The organism is Actinomadura verrucosospora, assembly GCF_039540335.1.
GTDB lineage: Bacteria > Actinomycetota > Actinomycetes > Streptosporangiales > Streptosporangiaceae > Spirillospora > Spirillospora verrucosospora.
This window is the reverse complement of record NZ_BAABEV010000014.1, coordinates 131,289-157,004: the sequence shown is the minus strand read 5'-3', so window position 1 is coordinate 157,004 and position 25,716 is coordinate 131,289. Positions and strand designations below refer to the sequence as shown.

The window sequence follows — 25,716 nt, the reverse complement described above, 5'->3', positions numbered from 1 at the left end:
ACACGTCACCGGGAGCCGTAGTTGTACAGCGGCTTGATGACGGGGTCCTTCTGGGAGGCGCTTGCGAGCTGGACGGCGCCGAACGAGGCTCCGGAGGCCAGCAGGACGCCGACGATTGCGGCGATGGCGATGCGCATCAGGGGGTCCTTCGTCGGGGGTCGGGTCTGCGAGGCGTGATACCGCCGAGTAACGGGAAGCTCAGAGTAGTCCTTGAGGGCGTGATTGACCAGAAAACGGCGAGACCCGTCAGCACCCACGCGGCCACCACGGGCGCGAGCGGGGCCGAGTCGCGGACCCCGTCCGCGACCCCGTCGATCCGGTAGACGACCAGGTCAGGCCCTCGCAGGACCTCCGTGGCCGCGCCCGAGGGACGGTGGGCCCCCGGCTCGGCGTCCACGACGACGTACCGTACTCCCCTGTCACGCAACGTGGTCACGGGCGGGGTTCCGGTCCGCGCGGCGGGCGCGAGCTCGACCGCCCTCGGATCCTCGGGGGCGACGGTCGTCCCGCCGACCGTGACGGCGTCGTCCACGATGACGCGGCGGTGCAGGTAGCGGGGCATCGGGTCGAGCACCCGGCGGCCGTGGTTCCACGGGTAGCTCCGGTAGGACGCCCAGGGCAGGACCAACACGTCCCCCGAGGCGGGGTCCCCGTCGATGATCTGCCGTGCGCGCGCCCAGTCGTCCGGGTATCGGACGGCCCGCAAATCGCCCGCCGCGCCCCAGGCCAGCGTCGGCAGCAGGAGGACCGGGGCCGCCGTCGCCGCGGCGGCCACTCCCGGCCACCGGGCCTCGGCCGCCCGGTCGGCGGCCGTCCCCAGCCCCACGGCGACCACGACGGCGAGCGGGGCCGCGAACTGCTGCCCGTCCCGGAGGACGGCGAACCCCGGCCACAGGCCGATGACGCCTTCGAGGACGGGCGCCGCCACCGCTCCAAAGGCAGCGACGGCGAACCCGACCGCCGCCGCGACGGCCGCGCCCCGCCGCCAGCCGGGCTCCCTGCACCATCTCCCATAGGCGGCCAGCGCGACCACCACCACGACCAGCCAGATCGTCGCGGTGACCGGCGCCCCGTAGCCGCTCGGCACCGTCTCGCCGTTCCACACCCCGCCGAGCAGGAGCAGGCTGCCGAGCGTCCCGAACGGGGTGTCCGCCCTGGCCGCGAACAGGCCGACGGCCGTCCCGTCCCCGGGCAGGCCCGCGGGACGCAGCGCCCCCGGCACCAGCCAGGGCAGGCTGAGCACGGCCGCGGCCGCCGCGACCCGCAGGCCGGCGCGAAGCCCCTCACGCGGGCGGCCCGCCCCCGACGGGGTCACGAGAGCGACGGCCAGAGCCGTCATGGCGGAGACCGCCAGCGCCGCGAAGCCGCCGATCGCCGCGGGGAGCAGGGCGCGGATGAGGCGGCGGCCACCGCCGGGCTCGTCCGTCCGCGCGGCCGCCACCACCACCCAAGGCAGGGCCGCGTAGCCGAGGAGGAGGGCCCACTGTCCGAGCAGCAGGCGTTCGGCGACGAACGGGTTCCAGGCGTAGCAGACGCCGGCGGCCAGGCGCGGCAGCAGCCGGGACGAGGGGACCAGCGACGCCGCCGACGTGCACGCCATCACGAAGACGGCCAGCAGGACGAGCTTCTGCACCGCGTCCGCCGGGACGATCGCGGCGAGCGCGGTGACGAACGCGTCGCTCGGCACGTGCCGGGGCACGACCCCTGTCAGCCCGAACGTCAGGCGGGTGAACGCCGGGTCGGGCACGAACACCATGTCGTAGGACAGCACGAAGCCGGGCGCGAGCCCCGGCCCCAGTGCCGCGAGCCCGAGCCCGAGGCCGGTGAGGGCGGCCACCAGGTGCCGCGTCCGGTCGGTCAAGCAGTCCGCTCCCGCATGTGAGCCTGGACGCTACCCGACCGGCTCGGGGTCCCGGGGCAGGCCGAGGATCCGCTCGCCGATCACGTTCAGGTTGACCTCGGTGGTGCCGCCGCCGATCGTCATCGCCCGCGAGGCGAGCAGGTAGCGGGTCCAGCGGGCGCGCAGGGGGGCGCGGCGCCCGCCGGTCAGGGCGCCCTCCTCGCCGAGGAGCGTGAACCCGAACTCGGTGACCTGCTGGCCGTGCTCCATCGCCACCAGCTTGCGGACGTTCGCCGTCGCGCCCGGGTCGGTGCCCGAGAGCCGCTTGAGCGTGGCGCGCAGCCCGAGCAGGTTGAACGCGTGCTCGTCGCAGGCGAGCCGCCCGATCCCGTCGCGGACGAGCGGATCGCCGTCCAAGCCGAGCCCGGCCGCGAGGTCGAGCAGCTTGGGCAGGTCGCCGCCGAGCTGGAAGCTGCTGGTCAGGCCGACCCGCTCGTTCGCCAGCGTCGTGCGGGCCACGCGCCAGCCCTCGTTGACCGGGCCGACGACGAGGTCGTCCGGCACGAACACCCCGTCGAGGAACACCTCGTTGAACACGGCGTCGCCGGTGCACTCGCGCAGCGGGCGGACCTCGATGCCGGGCGACTCCATGTCGACGAGGAAGTAGGTGATCCCGTCGTGCTTGGGACGGTCCGGATCGGTGCGCGCGACGCAGATCGCCCACCGCGCCTCGCGGGCCAGCGACGTCCAGATCTTCTGCCCGGTGATCGTCCAGCCGCCCTCGGCGCGCTCGGCGCGGGTCCGCAGCCCGGCGAGGTCGGAGCCCGCCTCCGGCTCGGAGAACAGCTGGCACCAGATGATCTCGCCGCGCAGCGTCGGCGGGAGGAAGCGCTCCCGCTGCTCCGCCGTCCCGTACCGGACCAGCGAGGGGACGACCCACGCCGCGATCATCAGCGGCACCGGGCGCACCTTCGCCGCCCCGAGCTCCTGCTGGATCACGATCTGTTCGAGGGGCCCCGCGTCCCGCCCCCACGGCTTCGGCAGGTGCGGCGTCACCCAGCCGCCCTCGGCCATCGCCGCCCGCTGTTCGAGCGGCTCCATCGCGGCCAGCTCGGCGACGCGGGCGCGGATCTCCTCGCGGACCGGCGCCGCGTCCTCCGCCAGCTCGATGCTCATCGGGCGCCGGACGCCCCCGACCGCGAGCGCGGCGACCTCCGCGCGGTGCGCGCTCGCCCGCCCGAGGAGCGCGCGGAGGGTAAGGGCCCGACGGTAGAGGAGGTGGGCGTCGTGCTCATAGGTGTAGCCGACGCCTCCGTGGACCTGGATGTTGCCTTCCGCGCAGGTGACGGCGGCGTCCGCCGCCAGGACGGCCGCCACCCCGGCGGCGTAGGCGCGCTGGTCTTCCGGCTCGTCCAGGGCGCGTGCGGCGTCCCATACCGCCGCCCTGGCGCGCTCGACCGCGATGAGCATCCGCGCGCACTTGTGCTTGACGCCTTGGAACTGGCCGATCGGACGGCCGAACTGCTCACGCAGTTTCGCGTACGCGACGGCGTCGTCCAGGGCACGTCCCGCCACACCGCACGCCTCGGCGCCCAGAAGGACGGCGGCGAGGGCGGGCACGTCCACGCCGCTGATGAGGCGGTCGTCCGGAAGGGACACGCCCCCGACCGTGACCGATCCCACCGGCCGGGTGATATCCAGAGACTCCAGCGGCTCGACGGTGACGTCGTCCCGATCCAGAACGGCCCAGCGGTCTCCGGCGGGGAGCACGAAGACATCGGCCAAGGGCGCGCCCAGCACCGGTTGGACCGTCCCGGAGACGGTGGAGCCGTTCGTCGTGAGGCCGCCCGAAAGCCCGACCGCCGCCTTCCGCGCCCCCTCGACGAGGCCGCGCACGTCCGCCCCGGCCGCGTGCAGGATCGCGGACGCCAGCACGGTCGGCGCGTACGGGCCGGGAGCCAGGACGCGGCCCAGTTCCTCCAGGGCGACGGCCTGCTCCAGGATCCCGAATCCCTCGCCGCCGACGTCCTCGGGCAGGTGCAGGCCGAGCAGACCCTGCCCGGCGAGCGCGGGCCAGAAGCCCGCGTCCGCGTCCCGGACGGCCTCGCGCGTGACGGCCCGTTCGGCGAAGCCGCGCACCGCCGCCGCGAGCGCCTCGTGTTCCTCGGTCAGCCCGATGGCCATGGCCACACCTTTCGCAGGAGTGGCCCCAGCGTATTAGAACGGGATTCGGTTGTCAGGAGCGATCGGTCAGGAGGCGAGCTTGAGCTGCCCGAGGAACTGGTTGACGTCCGGCCACTGCTTGCGGTTCGTGTTCGGCATCGACGCGAACACCACCGCCGGCGCCTTCCGGCCGGTGTCGACCACCGCCATGACGACGATCTCGCCCGTCGCGCGCACCCCGGACCGCTTGTAGGTGAGGTAGGAGGCGACCAGCCAGCCCTTGCGCCCGCCCACGTTCAGCGCCTGCGACGCGAGCGGGGCCGTCTTGTGGGGGAACGCGTAGTACTGCGCCTCGTAGCCCTTCGCGGCCAGCCCGGCCACGGTCTTCACGCTGTCCGGCCCCTGGTAGGCGCTCTGCAGGGACGGGATCAGCGTGCCGGTGAGGAGCTGCCCGTACCAGAACCGCCCGGCGTGCCGCTCGGTCAGGAGGATCTGCTGCCCCGACCATCCCGGCGTGCCCAGCTTGTTCTTCTTGGTGGGCACCTGCCAGGGGGCGGCCAGCCGCGGGTACGACAGCCCGGAGTGGACGTCGTTGACCCGCCCGAGCATCCGGCTCGGCTTCCCGGGGAACGTCGCGAGGCGCTTGTCCGGCGGCATCTCCACCTGCGCCGCCTCGGACTGCTCCGCCGCGGCCCGCCGGTCGGCGTTGCCAGGCGGGTCGGCGGGCTCGGCCGGCTCGTCGTCGCCGCTCTTCAAGAAGTAGGCGCCGCCGGCCGCGAGGAGCGCGACCACCAGCAGGCCGATCCCGCCGAACAGCACGAGCCGGGACCGGCCGCCGCGCTCGTCCAGGACGTCGCGCTGCGGCCTCGGCGAGCCGCCGAGCTTGGCGTCCGCGGCGTCCTCGTCGGCCATCCAGTCGGGCATCTGCCAGTTGCCGCTGCTCGGCTTGCCGGGCTTGGCCGGCTGCCCGGACCCGGTGGGGACCGCCGGGACGTACCTGTCGTCGCCGCCGCCGTCGCCGTCGCCCTCCTCGAAGAGCGAGCCCTCCCACTGGGGCGCCTCCTCGGCGGGCTTCTCCTCGACCACGGGCGCCACCTTGACGTCCTCGGGGTCGGGCTCCTCGCGCACGGCGGACTCCCGGCGCCCGGTCTCGACCTTGCCCCAGACGTCGTGCGCTCCGGCGCCCTCGCCGGACGCGGAGAAGTCGGTGCGGCCCGTCGGCGGGGGCACCGGCACCTCCGGCACCTTCGGCTCGGGGAAGGCCGCCTGCGGCCCGGTCGCGCCCTCCGCGCCGTCCCGCGGCTCGCTCTCGCTCATTTCGGTCCAGCGCACACTGCGCTCCCCCTGATCGGACATGCGGCACACGTTACGCCAAGATCACTCGTGCCGTTCCGGCCGGTCATCACGCTCAGGACACATCTTCTCATCGCCTCGGTGGCGGCGGCCCGGGCGCTCACGCGGGACTCGTCAGGCCCGCCTCGGCCACCGGGTCGTCGGCCAGGCGCTCCCTCGCCAGCAGCGTCCCGCCGGCCACCGCGCCGGGCATCGCGAGCACCGCGCCGAACGGGATGAGAAACACCACAAAGGTCGCCGCGCCGAACCCGACGGCGAGCGGGCGGCGGGTCTTCAGCCGCGCGAACCGGTCCCGGCGCCGCAGCCCGCGCCGCTCCAGCGCGATCGACGTCAGCTCGCCCGCGAGGAAGTAGCCCGACACCAGCGCCGCGACCACCGGGACGACCGTCTGCCCCACCACCGGCAGGAACCCGCACGCGAAGAACACGACCGCGAACGCCAGCGCCACGGCCCCGAGGATCAGCGCGTCCTTGACCGCCCGCCCGATCTGGACCAGCAGCGGGACGTCCGGCTCCGGCGGCGCGCCGCCCTGCGACTCCTCCACCCGGACCGCGATGGCCTCGTAGAACGGGTCGCCCACCAGCAGCGTCACCGCCGTGAACGTGATGACCGCGAGGAACAGGGCCGCCCCGTACAGGGCGATCCCGGCCACGACGCGCGCCGACGAGCGTGCCGCGTCGGACCAGCCGTCGGCGAAGCCCGTCACCCATCCGGCCAGGTCGTCGATCCGGTACGCCAGGAAGACCAGCGCCGCGACGTAGACCGCCAGGACGATCAGCGCGGGGATCAGCCCGAACAGCCACTGGGCCGGGTGCCGCGCCACCCATCCGATGCCGCGCAGCAGGTAGCCGACGCCGTTGAAGAAGTCCTTGAAGGCGGACGGCCGCGGCGGCGGACCCGGCTGCTGCGGAGGGTGGGGCTGCTGAGGGCTCGGCTGGAAGCCCGCTCGGGGGCTCGGCTGGGGGCTCGGCCGCGGGCCCGGCTGGGGGCCCGGCTGCGGCGGGCCGCTCCAGGCACCGGGTCGGTCAGGCGGTCCGTACGGTTGGCTCACGCACCCTGACCCTATAGGGCGGGCAGCCCCACAAGACGGACAGAACGGCCCCAAACCGCGCGCCGCAGCTCCGAATCCTTCAAGGCCTCGACCGTCGGCAGCCTTCCGGCGCCCGGCGTCGAGCTGTAGTAGCCGCCGCTGCGCCCCTCGAACTCCTCGTCCAGCGCGAGCCGCAGAGCCATCCGCGCCCCCTGCGCGGGGGTCCGCATCACCGGGGTGTGGGAGAACAGGGCCAGGACGCGCTCGGTGCCGCGGACGTCCCTTCCAAGGCTCGTGGCGACGAACCCCGGGGAGACCGCGTTCGCGGTGACGCCGCTGCCCTCCATCCGCCTGGCCAGTTCCTGCGCGAACAGGATGTTGAGCAGCTTCGACCGCCCGTACACGCGCAGCGCCCCGGACGGACCGTAGGACACGGGCTCGGCCATCCGCTCGACGTCGAGCCGGTCCGAGAACCGGTGCGCCTCCGACGCCATGACCACCACCCGGGACGGCGCGCCCTTCTCCAGCAGGCCCAGCAGCAGGTTCGTCAGCAGGAACGGCCCCAGGTGGTTCGTCGCGATCACGCGGTCGTACCCGTCCGCGCTGACCTTGGCCCGCAGCAGGTAGACGCCCGCGTTGTCGACCAGCACGTCCAGCCGGTCGAACCGCTCCTCCAGCGACGCCGCGACCCGCCGGACGTCCATCTGCACCGAAAGGTCGCCGATGAACGTCTCGACCCGCGCGCCCGGCACGTCCGCCGTCAGCTCCTCCACCGTCGCGGCGGCGCGCAGCTCGTTCCGGCAGACGATCCCCACCAGCATCCCCGCCCGGGCCAGCCCCCGCGCGATCTCCTTCCCGATCCCGGAGGTCCCCCCGGTGACGATCGCGATCCTGCGCTCCATGCCCCCACCGAACCACCCCGCGCACCCCCGGGCAACAGCGCGGCGCCCCTGGCACCGAAGTGGAACACGTTCTACTATTTCCGCATGAGGTTCACCTACGCCGAGGCCATGACGGACCCGTCGTTCTACCTGCCGCTGGCCAGGGCCGCCGAGGAGGCCGGGTACACGAGCATGTCGGTCGCCGACTCGCTGGTGTACCCGAAGGAGTCGGACTCGGTGTATCCGTACACCGCCGACGGCAGCCGGGAGTTCCTGGAGGACAAGCCCTTCATCGAGACGTTCACGCTGATCGCGGCCATGGGGGCGGTGACCTCCCGGCTGCGGTTCACGCCGTTCGTGCTGAAGCTCCCGGTGCGTCCCCCCGTCCTGGTGGCGAAGCAGGCGACGTCGGTCGCGTGCCTGACCGGCGGGCGGCTCGCCCTCGGCGTCGGGCTCAGCCCCTGGCGCGAGGACTTCGAGGTGATGGGCGTCCCGTGGGAACGGCGCGGCAGGCGGATGGACGAGGCCATCGACATCGTGCGGGGGCTGAGCGCCGGCGGGTACTTCGAGTACCACGGCGAGCACTTCGACGTCCCGGCCGTCAAGATCTGCCCGGCGCGGCCCTTCCCGATCCTGGTCGGCGGGCACAGCGAGGCCGCGCTGCGCCGCGCCGTCGTGCGCGGGGACGGCTGGATGCACGCGGGCGGCGGCGACGACCTGGACGGCCTGCTCGCCCGGCTGGACCGGATCCGCGAGGCGGAGGGCAAGGCGGGCGATCCCTTCGAGGTGCACGTCATCTCGATGGACGCCTACACGCCCGACGGGGTGAGGCGGCTGGAGGACAAGGGCGTCACCGACGTGATCGTCGGCTTCCGGATGCCCTACGCCGAGGGGCCCGACACCGAGCCGCTGGCCAAGAAGATCGAGAACCTCGAACGGTTCGCCGAGACCGTCATCGCCAAGACCGCCTCCTGATCCCGAAACGAGAACACGTTACAGTGGATGCCATCGCCTGGGACGCCCCCGACGCCGACCACCCGGCCCGCCGCGCCGCCCGCGCCTCCATGACCGCCGTCGCCGAGGGCCGCAAGGACGACTGGCTGTCCCTGTTCGCCCCGGACGCCCTCATCGAGGACCCGGTCGGCCCCTCCTTCCTCGATCCCGAGGGCGCGGGCCACCGGGGCCCGGACGGCATCGAGAACTTCTGGAACTCCTTCATCTCCACGATCGCCGGCTTCCGTTTCCGCGTCGCCGACTCCTTCGCCAACGGCCCCTGCTGCGCCAACGTCGCGACGATCACGACCACGACGCCCGACGGCGCCACGATGACCATCGACTGCGTCCTCGTCTACACGGTGGACGGCGCAGGAAGGATCACGTCCCTGCGCGCCCACTGGGAGCCCGACCGCGCCATGGCCACCCTCACGACGCCGTGACCTGACGAAGCCCGGCCCGGGGGGAGCCACGCGGTCAGCGCCGCCCTCCCGACCGTCGCGGAGCCGCCTGCCCAACCGCCACCATCGGCGCGAGGCCTGCTGCCGCCGAAAGCACTTCGGTCCGCATCGCCACAAAAGCGCGCCTTCCTTGCGGTGCCGGCAAGCCAGCCTGGCCCCCCGACCAGACACCATCGCACACAGTACGTGTCCCAATCCGGCCAGTTATGGCATTAGATATCACCTTTTCGTTAATTCTGGCGGGCAGTTCCGCGGTCCTATCGTCAGGGCACGCCCTCGGCGGGATGCCGGGGAGAAGGGGCGGGGATGAATCCTTCATCGAAACCGCAGTCTCTGATCGGCAGGTACCTGGCGCGCGAGACCGACCGGCCGGAGTGGGGTGACGGGCAGTACGCGCCGCAACAGAACTTTCTCGGTGACCTTTCCGGGAACACCGTCGACCACTTCATCAACGGAGTGGCGTACTTCAAGGCGCTGGAAGACGAGATCGAGGCCCTGCGCGCGTCCACCGCGAACGGCCGGTACCTGTACCTGACGGCGTGGTGGCTCGGCCTGAGCAGACTGCCGGCCGACACCGAGGTCCAGGCGTTCGGAGAACTCGCCGGCACCATCGTCCAGCAGTTCCCGGTGCTGAAGGACTACACCCGGCCGGTCCGGGTCGGCGCGGAGTACCCGCCGCTGACGCTCCCGAGCGGCGCACTGCTCTCCCGGCGCCTGGAGGAGCTTCACAAGTCCGGCGCCGACGTGCGGATCCTCGCCTGGGTGTCGCCGTTCGCCGCCCGGTACGACGTCCCCGAGTTCGGCGGGATCCGCATCGTGAACGCGCAGACCCTGCTCAGCGTCGCGGAGATGCGCAGCCGCTTCGGCGAGCAGGGCGCAGGCAAGGTGATGGTCAACCTGACAGCGCACCCGCTGGGCGCGGTGCACTGCAAGCTGGTGGTGGCCGGCGACCACACGTCCACCCGCGCCTTCACGGGCGGCATCGACCCGGTCATGAACCGGACTGCCCCGGCCTGGCACGACCTCGCGGTGCGGGTCACCGGTCCCGCGGCCGCCGCGATCCACCGGTTCTTCCAGCAGATGTGGGCCGAGAACCTCAAGCTGCCCGCCGAGAACTTCGTGGTCGACCGCCATCCGATCGAATCGCGGCTCAAGACGGCCACGGCGGTCCCCGACCCGCCGGAACCGCCGCGCGGCAACGGCACCGGCGCCCATGTCCAGGTGCTCCGGACCGTCCCGCAGATGCGGTTCTCCTCGTCCGGCCCCGCCTGGCTCTACGGCAAGAGCTCGGTGGTGCGGGCCCTCATCACCGCCGGCGTCGGCTTCAGAAAGGCGCCGATCAGTTTCGCGCCCGACGGCCTCTTCGAATTCAAGGTGGCGCTGCAGAAGGCGATCGGCGGGGCCGAGAAGTACATCTTCATCGCCGACCAGGCCTTCAGCAGCGAAGAGATCATGGACTGGATCAACGCCCGGCTGCTGCAGAAACCGGACCTCAAGGTGATCCTGCTGCACGGCGGCGATCCCACGAACCCGCCGAGCGGGGACATGCCCGAGGCGGTCAACAAGCACCTGATTCCGAACGTCCCGCAGCTCCTGCTGGGCAGCCGCAGCGGCCTCCAGGGCCTGGAGGTGTACGGCTGGCCCGGCACGGCCGTGCACTGCAAGGCGACGATCATCGACGACGTCTTCTGCATCGTGGGGTCGGCGAACGCGATGCGGCGCAGCCTCTACACCGACACCGAGCTGTCCGTCGCCGTCCTGGACGCCACGGAGACCGGCCTCGTCCGCCGCCTGCGCCGCGACCTGTGGGCCAAGTACTGCGGGATGACCCTGCCGTCGGAGATGCTGATGGCCGGCGCCGTCCAGCCGGGCTACGACGAGCTCCTCGACCTCGGCAACGCGCTGTCCCTGTGGTCCGAGAGCTGGGGCGGCGCGCTCCCGTCCCACGTCAAGCTGCTGCCCGGGCTCAAGAGCTTCCAGCTGCCGATGCCGGTGACCGAACCGTACTCGCAGGAGCAGCACGACCGCGAGGACGCCGACTCGCGCATGACCTTCTGAGCGTCGCCGCGCGGCGGGGCCGGGGGCGTCCGGCACACGGACGCCCCCGGCCCCGGCATGCCCCTCTCACGGCTCCACGCTTGACAGGCCGCGGCGTCCATGGATAGAAACCTTCTGGTTATAGAACCGGAAGGTTTCTCTTGTGGACACCCGTACTCTGGACACGACGTTCGCCGCGCTGGCCGACCCGACCAGGCGGGCGATCCTGACCCGCCTCACCCAGGGCGATGCGTCGGTGGGCGAGCTCGCCGCGCCGTTCGCCATGAGTCAGCCCGCCGTGTCCAAGCACCTGCGCGTACTCGAACGCGCCGGGCTGGTCTCGCGCGGCCGGGATGCGCAGCGGCGGCCGTGCCGGCTTGAGGCCCGGCCCCTCCGGGAGGCCCTGGACTGGCTCGCCGACTTCCGCGAGTACTGGGAGGAGAGCTACCGGCAACTCGACGAGCTGCTCGCCCGGCTCGAAGAGCGGGACGGCTCGTGACCGTCTGGCGGCCCCGCGGGCCGGGCCTCGCGGTCAGCACGCCGTCCGACACCGAGATCCTGCTCAGCAGGACCTTCGACGCGCCCCGGCGGCGGGTGTTCGACGCGTTCACCCGTCCGGAACTGCTCAGGCAGTGGCACGGCGCCCGCGGCTGGCGGCTCGCCGTCTGCGAGATCGACCTGCGTCCCGGCGGCGCCTGGCGCTTCGTCTCGCACGGCCCGGGCGGCGCCGAGATGGGCTACGGCGGCGTCTTCCTCGAGGTGGACGCGCCCGCGCGGCTGGTGCAGAGCGAGATCCGCGACGGCTGGGAGGCCGGCGAGGCCCTGGTCACCACCGTCTTCGACGAGCGGGACGGCCGCACCGCCATGAACATCACCGTTCGCTACCCCACCCGCGCGACGCGCGACAGCGTGCTCCGCAGCCCGATGCGGCGCGGTGCGGGCGAGTCCTACGACCGACTCGACGACCTGCTCTCGAAAGGACACCGCCCATGACCGAGTCCCCAAGCCCGGTGCTGCCCGTGCGCCCCGGAATGCTCCTGCTCGAACTCGTCCCGGTACCCGTCGATGACATCGACCGGGCCAAGGACTTCTACACCGGTCTCGGCTTCAACGCCGACGTCGACGTACGACCCGCGGACGGCGTCCGCTACGTCCAGCTCACCCCTCCGGGCTCGGCCTGCTCGATCGCGCTGACGGAGGGCCTGCCGGGAATGGACATGCCGGTCGGGACGCAGCGCGGCCTGCACCTGGTCGTCAGCGACATCGAGCAGTCCCGGTCCGACCTCATCGAGCGCGGCGCCCACGTGGAGCCGGTGGAGGACATGGGCGGCGTCTTCTACGCCCGCTTCGCCGACCCGGACGGCAACACCTGGACCCTCCAGCACATGCCTTGGCGCCCCTGAATGATTCGCCAGGCCGCAGCGCAGCGTCGGGGGACGTCGTGGGCGCATGGGGGCCGAGCGCCGGGTCGTGAGAGGATCCACGGCAGTCTGTGCTGGTTATGACCGTGGAGGCGTGGATGTACGCGGTGTCCCTGGGCGACGACGGCGCGGAGCTGCGGCCCCTCGAACCGTGGCAGGCCGACGAGTTCCTGGCCCACATCGACCGGGGACGGGAGTTCATCGGCCGGCACGTCGGGCTCCCGGACCGCGTCACGGACCTGGAATCCAGCCGCGCGCACCTGCAGGCGTACGCGGACAAAGCCGCAGCCGACAGGGGGCGCATCTACGGGATCTGGGCCGACGGACGGCTGGTGGGCGGCGTCCTCTTCGTGACGATGGACGTCGACCAGGGCACCGCCGAGGCCGGCTGCTGGCTGGAGCCGTCGGCGGCGGGCAGGGGACTGGTGACGAGGGCGGTGCGCGCCATCATCGACTGGGCCGTCGAGGAGCGCGGCATCCACCGGGTGGAATGGCGCGTCTCGGCCGCCAACCAGCCCAGCATCTCGGTGGCGAAGCGGCTCGGGATGACCAAGGACGGCACCCTGCGGGAAAGCTACCTCTACCGCGGCGAACGGCAGGACATAGAGGTCTGGTCAGTGCTCGCCCCGGAGTGGCGAGCATCCGAACAGGCGCCCTAGAGCCGCTCCCGGTCAGCTGCGGTCCTGGGCGATGGTCCAGCGGCCTGACGTCGCGCGGGGCGCCGGGCGGCTTCCGGGGTCGCCTCCGGAGGGGAACACGGCGATCGCGACGTACACGTGCTGGCCCTTGCCGAGGCCCTTGGGCATGGCGCCGGTGACGTACTGGGCGCCGCTGGTGGCCAGGGCGTCGGCACGGGTTTCGGACCAGACCCCGGCCGACTGGCCGTTCTTCCAGTCGTGGACCTCGAACCGCATCTGGTACTCGTCGCCGAGGCCCATTCCCTCGACGCCGACGACGGCGGTGATGTCCGCCCACGTGGAGAGCGGAGCCACGTAGCCGGGATATCCGTCGGGATGGTCCTTGTCCGGTTCCGAGTGGGAGTTGGCCGGGTCGGCGTGGGTGACGTCCCAGTTGAGGACAGTGAACTGCCCCCACGCCAGAACCTGGGGCCTGGTCTTGCCGTAGCTGCTGCGGATGGGCACTTCGTCCTCCTCGTGTGACCCGAGGGCCAGCGCCTTCAGTTCCGCGAGCGAGCCGCGGAAGGCGTTGACGTCGCAGTGGCCCGTGATGCCCGGTACCGAGCCGCTGGACGAGTACTGCAGGATCGACATCGGCTCTCCGCCGTACGGCATCCAGAACGAGGCGGGAACCTTCTGGTAGAGGGCGGCCGGGGAGCCGGAGCCCGACACGTACCGCGACTGCCAGATCGTGTCGAAGAAGCTGAGGTCGGGCCGGCCGTGCTGCTCCCAGTACCACCGCGGGAAGTAGCCGATGACGGGATGCCCGCCGGTGCGGCGCTTCACCTCGGCCACCCACGCCCTGGCGGTGGGCGCGTCCGCGCCGGACGCCTCGACGTCGAGTGCGAGGGCGAGGCGGGACACGTCACCGGCCCTGTCCAGGAAGTAGCGGGCCTGCGCGGCCCCGTCGCCCCCGTGGAGGAAGTGGTAGCCGCCCGGTACGAAGTCGGCGCCCAGCGCGAGCATCGCCGAGCGGTTGTGGCTCCACGTCGGATTCACGTAGGTGGTCGATTCGCTGACCTTGGAGAACCCGAACCGGATTCCCGAGGCGTGGACTCGCCGCCAGTCCGGCCTGCCCTCGTAACTCGCCACATCGACCCCGTACAGCACGACGGCTCCTCCCCCGGCCCCGCATCGCGGACGGAACCCGATGCGACACCATGAGGAACTTACTCTGAGCAACCGATTGGTCACGATTGCCGATACGGGAGGAAGCCATAGCGAAACGGACCGTAAGACGCTGTCTCCACGGCCCCGCGCATGGAGACCATCGCCCCGGTCGGCCACACTGTTTCGATGAGATATGTCGGCCGGGTGCCCGCAGCGCCGCTCGACCGGTTCATCGACGACATCTACTGCCTGTCCGGGGTGCCGCGCCACCGCCGGATGAACGTGCCGCCGATGCCGTCCGCGCACCTGTTCATCAACCTGGGCGAACCCGCCCGCCTGCGGGACTCCGACCCTTCGGTGCCCCCGGCCGTGTTCGCCGGCGGATGGTTCATGGGCGTATGGACCCGGCGTTTCCTCATCGAGTACCCGGCGCGCGTGCGGCTGGTCGGGGTGCACTTCAAGCCGTGGGGGCTGTCGCCGTTCGTCGACGTGCCGGCGGCCGAGCTGCGCGACCGCTGGGTGCCCGCCGACGCCGTCTGGCAGCGGTCCGTGAACCGGATCCGCGACCGGGCCGGCGAAAGCGCGTCGGCCGACGAGGCGCTGCGGGTGGTGGAGGAGGAGCTGCGGTCGCGGCTCGCCGAGGCGGCCCCGCGCGGACTCGGGCTGGTCCAGCACACCGGCGGACGCCTGGAGACGTCCCACGGCGCGGTCCCGGTCGGGGCGCTGGCCGAGGCCGCCGGGGTGAGCGGCAACCACCTGGCCGCGCAGTTCAAGTCCCACGTCGGCGTCACCCCGAAACGGGTGGCGCGGATCTACCGCTTCGCGCGGCTGATCCTGTCCGTGGACGCCCTGCGCCCGGTCGACTGGTCGGACCTCGCCCACGCGGCGGGCTACTTCGACCGGGCCCACTTCAGCAGGGAGTTCAAGGACTTCACCGGCCACACCCCGGCGGAGTACCTGGCCCTGCGGCGCCGGTTCCCCGCCGAGGCGGGTTTCCCGCCCGACAGCGGCCCGATGCCCGCCGATTGATTTCTTACAAGCGCGGCCGCTCCCGGAGACGACAGGATCGGAGGCGAGCAGGCGACGAGACCCGAGGGGGACCCGTGGGGACAGTGATCATGCACAGCGTCATGTCGGTCGACGGCTTCATCGCCGACGACAAGGACCAGGTCGGAACGCTCCACGACTGGTACTTCGACGGGGACGTCCCGATCGGCGGAGGCGGCGCCGGGGAGTACGACCACTCCGGCACCGGAGGCGGCGTCAGGGTCTCGAAGTCGTCGGCGGAGTACGTCGGGGCGACGTGGGCGTCGATCGGCGTGATCGTGATGGGCCGCACCCTGTTCGACCTGGTGAACGGCTGGGAGGGACGGCCGCCCACGGGCGACCACGTGGTCGTGGTGTCCCACCGGCCCAAGCCCGAGGGCTGGCACCCGGAGGCGTCGTACCACTTCGCCGGCGACGTGACGGCCGCGATCGAGAAGGCCCAGGAACTCGCCGGGGAGCGGGCCGTCGCCGTGAACGCCGGCGACGTGGGCGGGCAGATCCTCGCGGCCGGTCTCGTGGACGAGGTGGCGATGGACGTGGTGCCGGTCGTGTTCGGGACGGGCAAGCGCTTCTTCGGCGCCGTCGACCGGCAGTACCTGCTGGAGGACCCGCACGTGGTCATCCAGGGCGAGCGGGTGCTGCACCTGAGGTACAAGGTGCGTCGCTAGGCCCGCACGGCTGGACACCAAGCCGGGACGCCGCTTCGGCGCTCCCCCGTCACGCGCGAGCACGGGGCGTGCGGGCCGGTCAGTCGACCGGCGCGAGGCACAGGTTCTTGGCCAGACCCCGCGGGTCCACGCCGAGAAACGTCTTGACCATCGCGCTGCTGTTCCAGCCCGAGTAGTACTTGCAGCCGTGGGTGGCATCCTCCCGATCGGGGTCGTCGGGGTCGTCGGCCGTCTGGCCGACGACCTTGTAGGCCGTGCCCTTGGCCAACCGCAGGCCGCACGGCGTCTGGTACCAGTCCCCCTCCTTCGTGCCGAACCCGAAGTCGGAGTCGCCGGAGAGGTACACGCAGTCACCGATCGTGGCGCCGGCGGCCGGCCGCCCGTAGACCTGGCGGCCGACGACCATGGCCAGCCCGAGCAGGCCCGCGACCACCGCGACCGCCACGGCCGTCTGGCGGACGGTCGAAGCCCGGCTCCACCACGATGCCCCGTCACCGACCCGTGTGCGGCCGTCGTTCGTTTCGGCGGGCGGCCGGCGGACCTCGGTGACCGTCGCACGCTCGGCCTGGCCCGGGTCCCGGAGGCCCGGGCCTTCCGGTCCGGCCGCCCGGGCGAGCAGAACGCGCGCCTCGGAGATCGTCGGACGCTCGCCCGGCTCCTTGGCCAGGAGGCGGGTGATGAGCCCGGTGAGCCCCCCGGCGCGCCCCGGCGGCGCCGGAGGGTCGTTGATGACGGCCTTCAGCGTGGCGGAGGTGGTGTCGCGGCGGAACGGGGAGACGCCTTCCACGGCGTGGTAGAGCGTCGCGCCGAGGGAGAACAGGTCGGAGGCGGGATCGTCGTTCCCGTCGATGCGCTCCGGGGCCATGTACTCCAGGGACCCGATGAACGCGCCGGTCGCGGTGAGCGTGGTGTCGGCGTGATGGACGGCGATGCCGAAGTCGGTGAGGACGGCGTCCCCGCCGGGGGTGAGCAGCACGTTCGCCGGCTTCACGTCCCGATGGACGATTCCGGCGGCGTGCGCCGTCTCCAGCGCGTCCAGCAGGCCGGCGGCGACGCGTGCGGCCCCGGCGGCGGGCAGGGGGCCGGACCGCGCGATCCGGTCGTGCAGCGAGTGCCCGTCGACGAGCTGCATGACGATCCAGGGAAGGCCGTCCTCGACGACGACGTCGTGCACGCTGACGATGTTCGGGTGCTCGCGCAGCCGCGCGGCGTTGCGCGCCTCGCGGGTGGCGCGCGCGACCCTTTCGGTCAGCTCGGCGGCGGGCGGCCGCATCTCCTTGACCGCCACGTCGAGCCCGAGGACGGTGTCCCGCGCCCTCCAGACGAGGCCGAACCCGCCGCGCCCCAGCGTCTCGACCAGCCGGTACCGCCCGCCGACCAGCCGTCCGGGGGCCGTCTCCGGTGCACTTGTCACACCGGCGAACCTACCGACGCCCTCAACACTCGTACAAGGATGTTCTTTTGTCGCGACGAGGCTTCCACCGGGGATCCCGGCGGCTCTCGTGCTCGCCGGGGTCAGAGGCCGATGTTGCTCTTGGCGCCCATGTAGGAGCCGGCTCCGGGGAAACCGGCCCCCGCGAGGGCGGCGAACCGCTCGCCGAAACCGAGCCCCACCAGGTCGGAGAGCCCCACGAACTCGACTCCGCGGATCGGCCGGGAGTCGGCCGTCCCGGCCACGACCCCGGCCGCGCCGCCCACGCGGCGCGCCTCGAAGGTGATGTGCAGGACGTGCGCGCCACCGCGAATGTGATCGCAGACGTACAGCAGCCGACCGACCTCGACGTCGACGCCGGTCTCCTCCCGCATCTCCCTGACCAGCGCATCGGCCAGCGGCTCGCCCTCCTCCACCTTGCCGCCCGGCAACGACCACGACCGCCCGGTGTCGGTGTCCTGGTCCAGCAGCAGAATCCGGCCGTCCTCGATGACGACCCCGGTAACCCGTACGTCCACGCCGGCAAGCTCCCCGATGGCCCTCCCTCCACACCTGGAGCGAGGGGCGTCTGCTCGTTCATGCAAGAAGCCGCCGACCAGAACTCGTCTGATCGGCGGCTTCGTGTGCCGTGGAGGTGGCGGGAATCGAACCCGCGTCCTTCGGTGATGGGTCAGGGCTTCTCCGGGTGCAGCCTGCTTAGCGTTTTCTCAGTCCCGGCGCTCACGCAGGCGTGTCGCCGACGGACTCAGTCGCTGTTAGATGTCCCTACCGGGCCCGCGACCGGACCGGAAGGTGGAGTCTCCTAGCGATGCCAGACCCCGGGACGGAGACGCGCCCGGGCTGACAGAGTTCGCTCCTCGCTCAGGCGGCGAGGGCGAACTCGGACTGCTTCTTGTTGGCAGTTATTGGTTTGCTGTCACAGGATTTACGAGGTCACGACAGCAACCCTCGACCCGCTTCCCCTGGCTCGAACGACCGAAGTCGAAGCCGGTCACCCCCATGTTCAATTGTCAAAGCGTCCGTCCGAGGACGTCCGCACGATGACGCTACAAGGATAACGCGTGCGAGGGCAACGTGATTCCCCCGGACACACGTGAACCCCGGTGGACGCGAACGATGTCGCGTCCACCGGGGTCGACCGGCAGGGTCGGGCCGGCCCGGACGGCAGAGCCTCCCCCGAGACGAGGCTCTGGTCTCATCACGGCGACTGAGTCCGCAACCCCCCAAGCGGTGGCTCAGTCACCCGTAAAGACGCACGCGGGGGGCGGGTTGGTTGCGTCCCGTGCGTAAAGAGCTGACAAAGGGCCTAACCGCCGAGGAACTTCGCCGCCAGGGCCGGGGTGTTGACGACGCCCTCGACGGCGATGGCGAAGGCGCGGTCGCCGCTGGATCCGACGAACCAGGAGACGGTCTTGGGACGGCCGCCCTCGTTGTAGGTGGTGAGGGCGGCGACGCCGACGACGTCGCCGGACACGCGGGCGCCGCGGGCGTTGCCTCGGGACGCGGTGCGGCTCAGGACCCTCTTGAGGTTCGAGATGGACTCCGACGGCGGGCTCTGGGCCTGCGGCGCCTGGGCCGTCGTGGACGGATCCTTGAGGACGTAGGGCGGCCGCCAGGTGCCGCTGTAGGCGGCGGCGGCCACCATGGCCATCGCCAGCGGGCTGACCTGGACGGCGCCTTCGCCGACCATGGCCGCGGCCTTGTCGCCGTCGTTCGCGGGCGCCGGGACGGAGCCGGTGAAGGCGGGGACGCCGAGGCCCCAGTTCTTGCCGATTCCGAGCTGCGCCGCCTCGCGGAGGAGGGTCTGGGCGTCGACCTTGCCGCTGAGCTGCGCGAGGGTCGTCTTGCAGGACGCGGCGAAGTGGTTGGCGAAGCTGCTGTCGGGGCGGGCCTTGTTGGTGAACGTCTTGCCGCCGACGGTGACGGTGCCGGGGCAGGTGGTCTCGGTGGACTGCTTCATGCCGGCCTGGGAGAACAGCGCCAGCGCGGACACGATCCCGAACGTCAGGCCGGGCGGGTAGTGGCCCTCGAAGGCGAGGTTCTGGCCGCCCGTGCCGTGGTTGGCCACGGCGAGCACCTCGCCGGTGCTCGGCCGCACGGCGACCATGGACGCCGGGAACTGCAGGGCGGCCAGGGCGTCGTCGGCGTGGTGCTGGTAGACGGGGTCGAGGGTCGTCTGGACCTGCTGCGGCTCCTGGCCGGGCCAGGAGCGCAGCTGCTCTGTGCTCTTGCCGGTCTCGTCCTGCGCGACGACGCTGACCGTGGGCGTCCCGGCGAGACGGCGCTGCTGGAGCAGCTGGATGCCGCTGACGCCGATCGTGTCGCCCGGCTGGTAGGGGGCGCCGACCTGCTGGAGCCGGTCGGCGGTGGCGGGGCCGAGGTTGCCGATCAGCTCGGGGGCGTACGCGGGCGCGATCGGCGCGCGGACGCCCTGGAACTGCAGCCCCGGGATGTGGGTGAGCCGCTGGATCAGCGCGTTGTGCGCGGGGACCTGAAGGGTCAGCAGCGGCAGGTACGTCTGCGGCGGGGCCGACCGGACGCGGCCGAGGAGGCGCTCGGAGTCCAGCCGCCGGCCGCCGTCGATCTTGGTCTGCTTCGCGAGCAGGTCGATGGTCTTCTGCGGGTCGGCGAGCTGCCCGGGGAACACCCCGACCTGGTAGGCGCCGATCTCGCGCAGCGCGGAGCGGCCCTGCGTGTCGGTGATCGGGGAGCGCTTCGGCACCTGCGTCACCACGGCGAGGCGCTGCCCCGGCTTCAGCTTGGTGTTGATGATGGAGGGGTCCCAGACGACCTTCCACTTGCCGCCGACGCGGCGCAGGTGCATCAGGCCGGGGTACTCCCACGGCTGCCCGTTCTCACCCAGGTCGATCTTCACGGTGAAGCGGGCGTCGGCCTCGTCGCCCTTCTTGACGATCTGGTCGACGCCGGAGCCCTCGACCTCGGTGCCGAGCGACAGCCGCAGGGACGCCGCGTCGAGCTGCTGCCGGACGCGGCCGAGCGCGTCCTCGACCTGCCGGCGGTCGGCGCCGACGGTCCGCCCGGCCGCGGCCTCGTAGTTGCCGACCTGCCAGGCGATGAGGAAGTCGCGGACGGCGGGCATCGCCGACGGCTCGGCCCAGCACCCGGTCGTCATCGTCCCGACCAGCGCGCCGCAGGCCGCCAGAGCGACCGCCCGGCGGCGCGCGGGCGAAAGCAGCGGCGTCCGGGCCCCGGCACGGGCCCGCCTCCGGCCTCGGTTCGTCATCGACACCCTTCACCGTCTCCTGAACCGGGCCGCCGCAGCCTTCTGCATCTCCCGCTGGGCTTCCCGCTTGGCGATGGCCTGGCGCTTGTCGTAGGTCTTCTTACCACGGGCCAGGCCGATCTCGACCTTGGCCTTCCCGTCCTTGAAGTACAGGGAGAGCGGGATCAGCGTCCAGCCCGGCTCCTCCGACTTCGCGATGATCTTCTGGATCTCGCGGCGGTGCAGCAGCAGCTTGCGGCGCCTGCGGGGGGCGTGGTTGGTCCAGGTGCCCTGCGTGTACTCGGGGATGTGGACGTTCTCCAGCCACACCTCGCCGTCGCGCACGTGCGCGAAGCCGTCGGCCAGGGACGCCCGGCCGGCGCGCAGGGCCTTCACCTCGGTGCCCATCAGCACCATGCCCGCTTCCCACGTGTCGTCGATGTGGTAGTCGTACCGGGCCCGCTTGTTCTGGGCGATGAGCTTGCGCCCGGTGTCGTTCTTCCGCCCGGTGTCCCGTGCCACGTCCTCAGTCCTCAGTCCCGCGTCGTCGTCTTCAGCCCGGCATCGCCGCGTCGAGGCCGTGCAGCACCGTCCGGGCGCGTCGCTCGGCCGCCTTCGCGGGGCGGTCGGCGGAGACCTCCACGTCGGGTTCGATGCCGACCCCGTCGAGGTTACGGCCGCTCGGGGTGCGGTAGCGACCGACGGTCAGCTCGATGACCGACCCGTCGGCGAGCCGGAGGGGTTCCTGCACCGAGCCCTTCCCGTACGTACGCGATCCTACGATCACCGCGCGGTCGCGGTCGCGCAGGGAGCCCGCGACGATCTCCGCGGCGCTCGCGGTCCCCGCGTCGACGAGCACGACGAGCGGGGTGCGGGCGTCGCCGGGAGCGGTGACGGCGCGCCGCTCGGCGGGCCTGCCGCGCGGCTCGTAGGTCACGACCGGGCCGTCCGCCAGGAACGCCGACGCCGTCTCGACCGCCTCGTCCACCAGCCCGCCGGGATTGCCGCGCAGGTCGAGCAGGACGCCGCCCGCGGGCGAGCGCCCGGTCACGGCCGCGCGGACCTGCCGGCCCGTCCCGCGGGTGAAGGCGCCGACCCGGATCATCCGCGCGCGCTCGGGAAGCTCGGTCACGGTGACGTCCCCTCCAGAGACCTTCGTGCGGACGAGGTGGAACTTCCTGGTTCGACGCTCGCGCTCCACGGTGAGTTCGACCGTCTCGTCCAGACGCCCGCGCAGCGCCTCGGCGACGCGGGAGATGTCCCAGCCGGTCACGGAGGCGTCGCCGACGCGGGCGACGACGTCGCCGGCCTGGACGCCGGCGCGGGCGGCGGGGGTGCCGGGCTGGACGCTCGCCACCAGCACGCGGGAGTCGCCGTCCTCGCGGCCGAGCCACAGGCCGACGCCGCTGTAGCGGCCGGTGAGGCGGCCCTCGACGTCGTCGTACTCGCGGGCCGAGTAGTAGTGCGCCCACCGGTCGCCGAGCCCGCGCAGCATGCCCTCGATGGCGGCGCGGTCGAGGGCGCCGCGGTCGACGGGCCGCGCGGCCCGTCCGCCGATCTTCACGGCGGCCTCGTCGAGGACGGAGCCGCCCCCGGCGACGGCCGCGTGCCGATCGGAGCCCGAGCCGCTCACGACCCCCGCGCCGTAGGCGCAGACGATCGCCGTCGCGATGGCCGCGCCGCGCAGCACGCCGCCCCGTCTCCTGCTCAGCGGGGACACGGACGCGACGGGGGCGCGGAGGGGACGACCATGCGGCAAGTGTAGGGCGGCGCCACGGCCCGGATCCGGCGGTTGGGCCGGATCCGGCGGAGGCGTCAGATTCGCAGGTATCTGCGCAGGGTCAGGAACGAGGAGACGGCGCACAGCAGGACGCCGAAGCAGATCGACACGATGATGACGAGGATCACCACGCTCCAGCCGAGTTGGCTGACGAGCTGGACGTCCCCCGCCAACCGGTCGACCAGGAGTTTCTTACTGAAGATCAGCAGCACCGACGCGAACAGGCCGCCGATCAGCCCGGCGATCGCGCCCTCCAGGATGAACGGCAGCTGGATATAGGTGTTGGACGCCCCGACCAACCGCATGATCCCGGTCTCCCGGCGCCGGTTGAACGCCGACAGCCGGACGGTGTTGCCGACCAGCATCACCGCGGCGATCACCTGGATCAAGGCGATCGTCAGCGCGGCGACCTGCAGTCCGTTCAGGATCCGGAAGAACCGCTTCAGGATCTCCTGCTCGTTGATGACCGAGTCGACGCCGGGCTGGTTGAGCATCGCCTGCGCGACCGCCTTGTACTCCTCCGGGTTCTTCAGCTTGACCCGGAACGAGTCGGGGATGTCGCCCTCGCGGGTGCTCTCCACGAACCCGGGCGAGCCGGCGAAGCGGTCCTTGAAGCGGGCGTAAGCCTGCTGCTTGTTCTCGTACTGGACATCCGAGACCTGCGGCATCTTCTGCAGCTGCGCCTTGAGCGTCTCCCGCTGCTGCTCGGTGACGTCCTGCTTCTGGCAGACGGGGTTGGAGCTCGTCTTCGCGCACAGGAAGATCGAGACCTCGATCTTGTCGTACCAGTAGCTCTTGGACGCGGAGACCTGCTGCCGCAGGAGCAGCCCGGTGCCGAAGAGCGCCATGGCGATGGCGACGGTGATGACGAGGGAGATCGTCATCGTCATGTTCCTGCGGAGACCGATCCAGATCTCCTGGAGAACGAACTGTACGCGCATGCCTCGCTGTCCTTGATCGCCGTTGCTGGGCCGGGAGCCGGGGCGCCGCGGGACGCGGCGGGCGGCTTCCTTTCGGGCACCCCTCGGGGTTTCCTACGACCCGGCGGGAATCGATGGTTCAGATGTCAGTGCGCCCGTGTCGGCACGCCTGTGTCGGTACGCCTGTGCCAGCGCGCCCCGTGTCAGTACGCCTGGCCGTACACGCCGCGCGACTGGTCGCGGACGACGCGGCCGTCCTCCAGCTCGACGACGCGCTTGCGGAAGGCGTCGACGATGGCGGCGTCGTGGGTGGCCATCACGACGGTCGTGCCGGTCCGGTTGATGCGGTCCAGCACCTTCATGATGCCGATCGAGGTCGCGGGGTCGATGTTCCCCGTCGGCTCGTCGGCGAGCAGGATCATCGGGCGGTTGACGAAGGCCCGCGCGATGGCGACGCGCTGCTGCTCGCCGCCGGACAGCTCGTCCGGCATCCGGTGGGCCTTGCCCTCCAGGCCGACCAGGTCGATGACCTCGGGGACGACCTTGCCGATGAAGCGCCGCGGCTTGCCGATCACCTCGAGGGCGAACGCGACGTTCTCGAAGACGTTCTTGTTGGGCAGGAGGCGGAAGTCCTGGAAGACGCAGCCGATCCTGCGGCGCAGGTGCGGCACCTTCCAGTTGCTCAGCCTGCTCAGGTCCTTGCCCGCCACGTGCACGTGACCCTGGGAAGGACGCTCCTCCTTCAGGACGAGGCGCAGGAAGGTCGACTTACCGGAGCCGGACGGGCCCACCAGGAACAGGAACTCGCCCTTCTCGATGGCGACGTTCACATGCTGCAGGGCGGGTCGGTTCTGGCTCGGGTAGACCTTGGTGACGTTGTCGAAATGGATCACGGCTGCATCACGGCGGTTCGCTGTAGGGGTTGGGGAGCGGGCCGGCCCGCGGCCACGGAAGCCTCCGTGACCCCTTGCCTGCGCCGCCCGGCTTCACGGCCAGGTGGGACGCGGAGCCTTCGAGCAGTGTAGAGGGGAGAGGCGACCACCTCGTCCCACTCGCAGTGGTACGGGCGCCCGGGGCCGGCACCGCGTCCGATCAGTTCGTGACGTCCGATCAGTGCCATGTGAACCGTCTCCCGACGTCCGGCCGTTTTATACCGTCTAGCCCCCGGACTTGCCGGAACGACCATACAGTCCGGCTACGCTGGATGATGGCGAAAGATACCTAATAGGTGGACGAACGACCACACAGGCCGACGCTTCCCGCACGGACCGCGTGCCGTTGTCGGAGATTGGGGCCCACGACATGAGCTGCGAACATCTCATCTGCGCCCGGTGCTCGCACCCGGTGGTGGAGGGACGCTGCCCCACCTGCCGGGAGGCCCGCTCGGAGCTGCACGACCACGGCCCGTCCGTGCCGCCCGCCGTCGTCCTGGCGATCCTCGTCGCGCTCCTGTTCGCGGCGCTCGTCCTCCAGCGCGTCTACGGCTGACCGGGGCCGACGCCCCCGACGCGTCACGGCTTCTTGATCGGCGGCGTGCCCGCCTTGGTCACGGCGCCGTCGTCGGCGACCATGTGCGCCTTCGGCTGCGCGGCGCCCTTCCGGGCCTTCGGCGGGTCGAACGCGGCGAAGTGCAGCGTGGCCGTGGTGTCGACCTCGTTGCCCTCGACGGTCCCGTCGAGCAGGTGCTCGGCCTCCTGCGGGATCTCCGGCTTCGGCGTTCCGGGATCCTTGGCGATCAGCGAGGTGTTGCAGAACAGCGAGTAGATCACCAGCCCGCCGCCGTGCTCGGTCCGCAGCCCGAAGTAGGGGAACGGCGTCGCGGTGTAGACGGCGGTGTAGGTGATGTCCTTCTTCCTGGCCTTCTTCCTCGCGCGCTTGGCGTCCTGGTAGAAGCCGGTGGTGACGGGGTTCGACCGCATCACCTTCGCGGCGACGCTGCGCGGCCCCTCGGCGGCGATCGTCGCCTGGATCCCGCCGACGTCGCGGGGACGGATCAGCACGGTCGCGTCCTCCGCGCTCATGGCCGTCGCGTACCCGGCGGCGTCGACCGCGACCTTCGGCTCCTTCGCCTTCTCCTGCAGGAGGGTCGCGACCGTGAGCTTCCAGTGGTCGGCCGGCCCGCGCAGGATGAAGCCCATCAGCGCCCTGCGCCTGCTCTTGGGCTGGTCCACGACCGAACGGTCGACCGACACCACGAACCACTGCGGGTAGGCGGCGTCCCTCAGCTTCGGGACGTAGAGCTTGGGGGCGCCGTAGACGAAGCGCCGAACCGGGTCGCCGTCGTAGGCGGCCTTGCGGAACTCCGCCGCGGTCAGCTGCGACTGGCCGTCGGACGTCCACGTCAGCGCGAGGCGTTCGTCGCCGGCGGCCCTGGCCACGTCCTCGTCGGTCACGTAGGAGCGGAACGCCCGGTCGGCGACCTGGGGGGTGAGCGCCACCGGCGCGGGCGGGGACGTCTCGGGCATGGTGACGGTCGGCCGCGCCTCCGTCCTGCCCTCGGCGCAGCCCGCGGCGGTGAGCAGGGTGAGCAGCGCCCCGGCCGCGACCACCCGCAGGAAGCTGTGCAAAGACCCGTCCCCCGGAGCGAGATTTCAGGGCCGGCCGCCCTCGGCCGACCTCCTCGGCCCGTGATTCTGCCACCCGCATGATATTGGCCGGACCTCCGCCCGCCCGCCGCGAG

General features: G+C 71.9%; 25 protein-coding genes and 1 other RNA gene. 10 read left to right on the top strand and 16 right to left on the bottom strand.

Annotation, left to right across the window (positions count from 1 at the left end; all coding sequences use genetic code 11):
• Positions 1–5 precede the first annotated feature (5 nt).
• From ABD944_RS17965 to ABD944_RS17940, 6 genes are all read right to left on the bottom strand, one after another.
• Positions 6–137 (bottom strand): hypothetical protein, encoded by a 132-nt coding sequence (locus ABD944_RS17965; protein ID WP_258942032.1) that lies wholly within the window; start codon positions 135–137, stop codon positions 6–8.
• The gene (locus ABD944_RS17960) at positions 137–1,861 is read right to left on the bottom strand and encodes an MmpA family trehalose lipid delivery protein (protein ID WP_345177872.1); all 1,725 of its coding nucleotides are present in this window, start codon (positions 1,859–1,861) and stop codon (positions 137–139) included. Before ABD944_RS17960 ends, ABD944_RS17965 begins: the two co-directional genes overlap by 1 nt.
• Positions 1,862–1,891: 30 nt before the next feature.
• The gene (locus ABD944_RS17955; RefSeq protein WP_345177870.1) at positions 1,892–4,024 is read right to left on the bottom strand and encodes an acyl-CoA dehydrogenase family protein; all 2,133 of its coding nucleotides are present in this window, start codon (positions 4,022–4,024) and stop codon (positions 1,892–1,894) included.
• Between the two features lie 66 nt (positions 4,025–4,090).
• The gene (locus ABD944_RS17950; protein WP_345177868.1) at positions 4,091–5,359 is read right to left on the bottom strand and encodes a flagellar basal body-associated FliL family protein; all 1,269 of its coding nucleotides are present in this window, start codon (positions 5,357–5,359) and stop codon (positions 4,091–4,093) included.
• Positions 5,360–5,456: 97 nt separating this feature from the next.
• Positions 5,457–6,407 (bottom strand): EI24 domain-containing protein, encoded by a 951-nt coding sequence (locus ABD944_RS17945; protein WP_345177866.1) that lies wholly within the window; start codon positions 6,405–6,407, stop codon positions 5,457–5,459.
• Positions 6,408–6,418: 11 nt separating this feature from the next.
• Positions 6,419–7,288 carry an SDR family NAD(P)-dependent oxidoreductase gene (locus ABD944_RS17940; RefSeq protein WP_345177865.1) on the bottom strand — a complete coding sequence of 290 codons (870 nt, stop codon included), beginning with the start codon at positions 7,286–7,288 and terminating at the stop codon, positions 6,419–6,421.
• A gap of 84 nt (positions 7,289–7,372) precedes the next feature.
• Here ABD944_RS17940 and ABD944_RS17935 point away from each other — a divergent pair, with 84 nt between their 5' ends.
• From ABD944_RS17935 to ABD944_RS17905, 7 genes are all read left to right on the top strand, one after another.
• Complete coding sequence (locus ABD944_RS17935) at positions 7,373–8,242, top strand: TIGR03619 family F420-dependent LLM class oxidoreductase (protein WP_345177862.1); 870 nt, start codon at positions 7,373–7,375, stop codon at positions 8,240–8,242.
• A 23-nt stretch (positions 8,243–8,265) separates the two neighbouring features.
• Positions 8,266–8,703, top strand: a complete 438-nt coding sequence (locus ABD944_RS17930) for a nuclear transport factor 2 family protein (protein ID WP_345177860.1) — start codon at positions 8,266–8,268, stop codon at positions 8,701–8,703.
• Between the two features lie 324 nt (positions 8,704–9,027).
• On the top strand, positions 9,028–10,779 hold the full coding sequence (locus ABD944_RS17925) for a phospholipase D family protein (protein WP_345177858.1): 1,752 nt from the start codon (positions 9,028–9,030) through the stop codon (positions 10,777–10,779).
• Positions 10,780–10,921: 142 nt separating this feature from the next.
• Entirely contained in the window at positions 10,922–11,257 is a 336-nt protein-coding gene (locus tag ABD944_RS17920) for an ArsR/SmtB family transcription factor (protein WP_345177856.1), read from the top strand.
• Positions 11,254–11,751: an SRPBCC family protein gene (locus ABD944_RS17915; protein ID WP_345177854.1), complete on the top strand. Its 498-nt coding sequence runs from the start codon at positions 11,254–11,256 to the stop codon at positions 11,749–11,751. The genes ABD944_RS17920 and ABD944_RS17915 overlap by 4 nt, the downstream gene beginning before the upstream one ends.
• Entirely contained in the window at positions 11,748–12,161 is a 414-nt protein-coding gene (locus tag ABD944_RS17910; RefSeq protein WP_345177852.1) for a VOC family protein, read from the top strand. Before ABD944_RS17915 ends, ABD944_RS17910 begins: the two co-directional genes overlap by 4 nt.
• 116 nt (positions 12,162–12,277) lie before the next feature.
• Positions 12,278–12,838, top strand: a complete 561-nt coding sequence (locus tag ABD944_RS17905) for a GNAT family N-acetyltransferase (protein WP_345177892.1) — start codon at positions 12,278–12,280, stop codon at positions 12,836–12,838.
• Positions 12,839–12,850: 12 nt separating this feature from the next.
• Here the strand turns inward: ABD944_RS17905 and ABD944_RS17900 are convergent, their stop codons facing one another.
• Positions 12,851–13,966, bottom strand: a complete 1,116-nt coding sequence (locus ABD944_RS17900) for a glycoside hydrolase family 25 protein (protein ID WP_345177850.1) — start codon at positions 13,964–13,966, stop codon at positions 12,851–12,853.
• Positions 13,967–14,152: 186 nt separating this feature from the next.
• On the opposite strand from ABD944_RS17900, the gene ABD944_RS17895 reads away from it, so the two are divergent.
• Both ABD944_RS17895 and ABD944_RS17890 read left to right on the top strand, forming a co-directional pair.
• Positions 14,153–14,995 carry a helix-turn-helix domain-containing protein gene (locus ABD944_RS17895; protein WP_345177848.1) on the top strand — a complete coding sequence of 281 codons (843 nt, stop codon included), beginning with the start codon at positions 14,153–14,155 and terminating at the stop codon, positions 14,993–14,995.
• Between the two features lie 74 nt (positions 14,996–15,069).
• The gene (locus ABD944_RS17890; protein WP_345177846.1) at positions 15,070–15,681 is read left to right on the top strand and encodes a dihydrofolate reductase family protein; all 612 of its coding nucleotides are present in this window, start codon (positions 15,070–15,072) and stop codon (positions 15,679–15,681) included.
• A gap of 79 nt (positions 15,682–15,760) precedes the next feature.
• On the opposite strand, the gene ABD944_RS17885 is transcribed toward ABD944_RS17890, so the two are convergent.
• From ABD944_RS17885 to ftsE, 8 genes are all read right to left on the bottom strand, one after another.
• A complete protein-coding gene (locus ABD944_RS17885) occupies positions 15,761–17,095 on the bottom strand; it encodes a serine/threonine-protein kinase (protein ID WP_345177845.1) in 1,335 nt (444 codons plus the stop codon).
• Positions 17,096–17,196: 101 nt separating this feature from the next.
• On the bottom strand, positions 17,197–17,631 hold the full coding sequence (locus tag ABD944_RS17880; RefSeq protein ID WP_345177843.1) for an NUDIX domain-containing protein: 435 nt from the start codon (positions 17,629–17,631) through the stop codon (positions 17,197–17,199).
• Positions 17,632–17,739: 108 nt separating this feature from the next.
• Positions 17,740–18,112: a transfer-messenger RNA gene (gene ssrA / locus ABD944_RS17875) on the bottom strand.
• Positions 18,113–18,419: 307 nt separating this feature from the next.
• On the bottom strand, positions 18,420–20,357 hold the full coding sequence (locus ABD944_RS17870) for a penicillin-binding transpeptidase domain-containing protein (RefSeq protein WP_345177842.1): 1,938 nt from the start codon (positions 20,355–20,357) through the stop codon (positions 18,420–18,422).
• 9 nt (positions 20,358–20,366) lie between these two features.
• On the bottom strand, positions 20,367–20,858 hold the full coding sequence (smpB, locus tag ABD944_RS17865) for an SsrA-binding protein SmpB (RefSeq protein ID WP_345177839.1): 492 nt from the start codon (positions 20,856–20,858) through the stop codon (positions 20,367–20,369).
• Positions 20,859–20,889: 31 nt separating this feature from the next.
• Positions 20,890–22,026, bottom strand: coding sequence for a S41 family peptidase (locus ABD944_RS17860; protein ID WP_345177838.1), 1,137 nt, complete (start codon positions 22,024–22,026; stop codon positions 20,890–20,892).
• Positions 22,027–22,151: 125 nt separating this feature from the next.
• Entirely contained in the window at positions 22,152–23,057 is a 906-nt protein-coding gene (ftsX, locus tag ABD944_RS17855; RefSeq protein WP_345177836.1) for a permease-like cell division protein FtsX, read from the bottom strand.
• A 182-nt stretch (positions 23,058–23,239) separates the two neighbouring features.
• Positions 23,240–23,929, bottom strand: coding sequence for a cell division ATP-binding protein FtsE (gene ftsE, locus ABD944_RS17850; protein ID WP_067453578.1), 690 nt, complete (start codon positions 23,927–23,929; stop codon positions 23,240–23,242).
• Between the two features lie 409 nt (positions 23,930–24,338).
• Between ftsE and ABD944_RS17845 the strand changes: the two genes are divergently transcribed.
• Positions 24,339–24,524 carry a hypothetical protein gene (locus ABD944_RS17845; RefSeq protein ID WP_345177834.1) on the top strand — a complete coding sequence of 62 codons (186 nt, stop codon included), beginning with the start codon at positions 24,339–24,341 and terminating at the stop codon, positions 24,522–24,524.
• A 23-nt stretch (positions 24,525–24,547) separates the two neighbouring features.
• Here ABD944_RS17845 and ABD944_RS17840 read toward each other — a convergent pair whose 3' ends face one another.
• Positions 24,548–25,603, bottom strand: coding sequence for a DUF8094 domain-containing protein (locus tag ABD944_RS17840; RefSeq protein WP_345177832.1), 1,056 nt, complete (start codon positions 25,601–25,603; stop codon positions 24,548–24,550).
• Positions 25,604–25,716 lie beyond the last annotated feature (113 nt).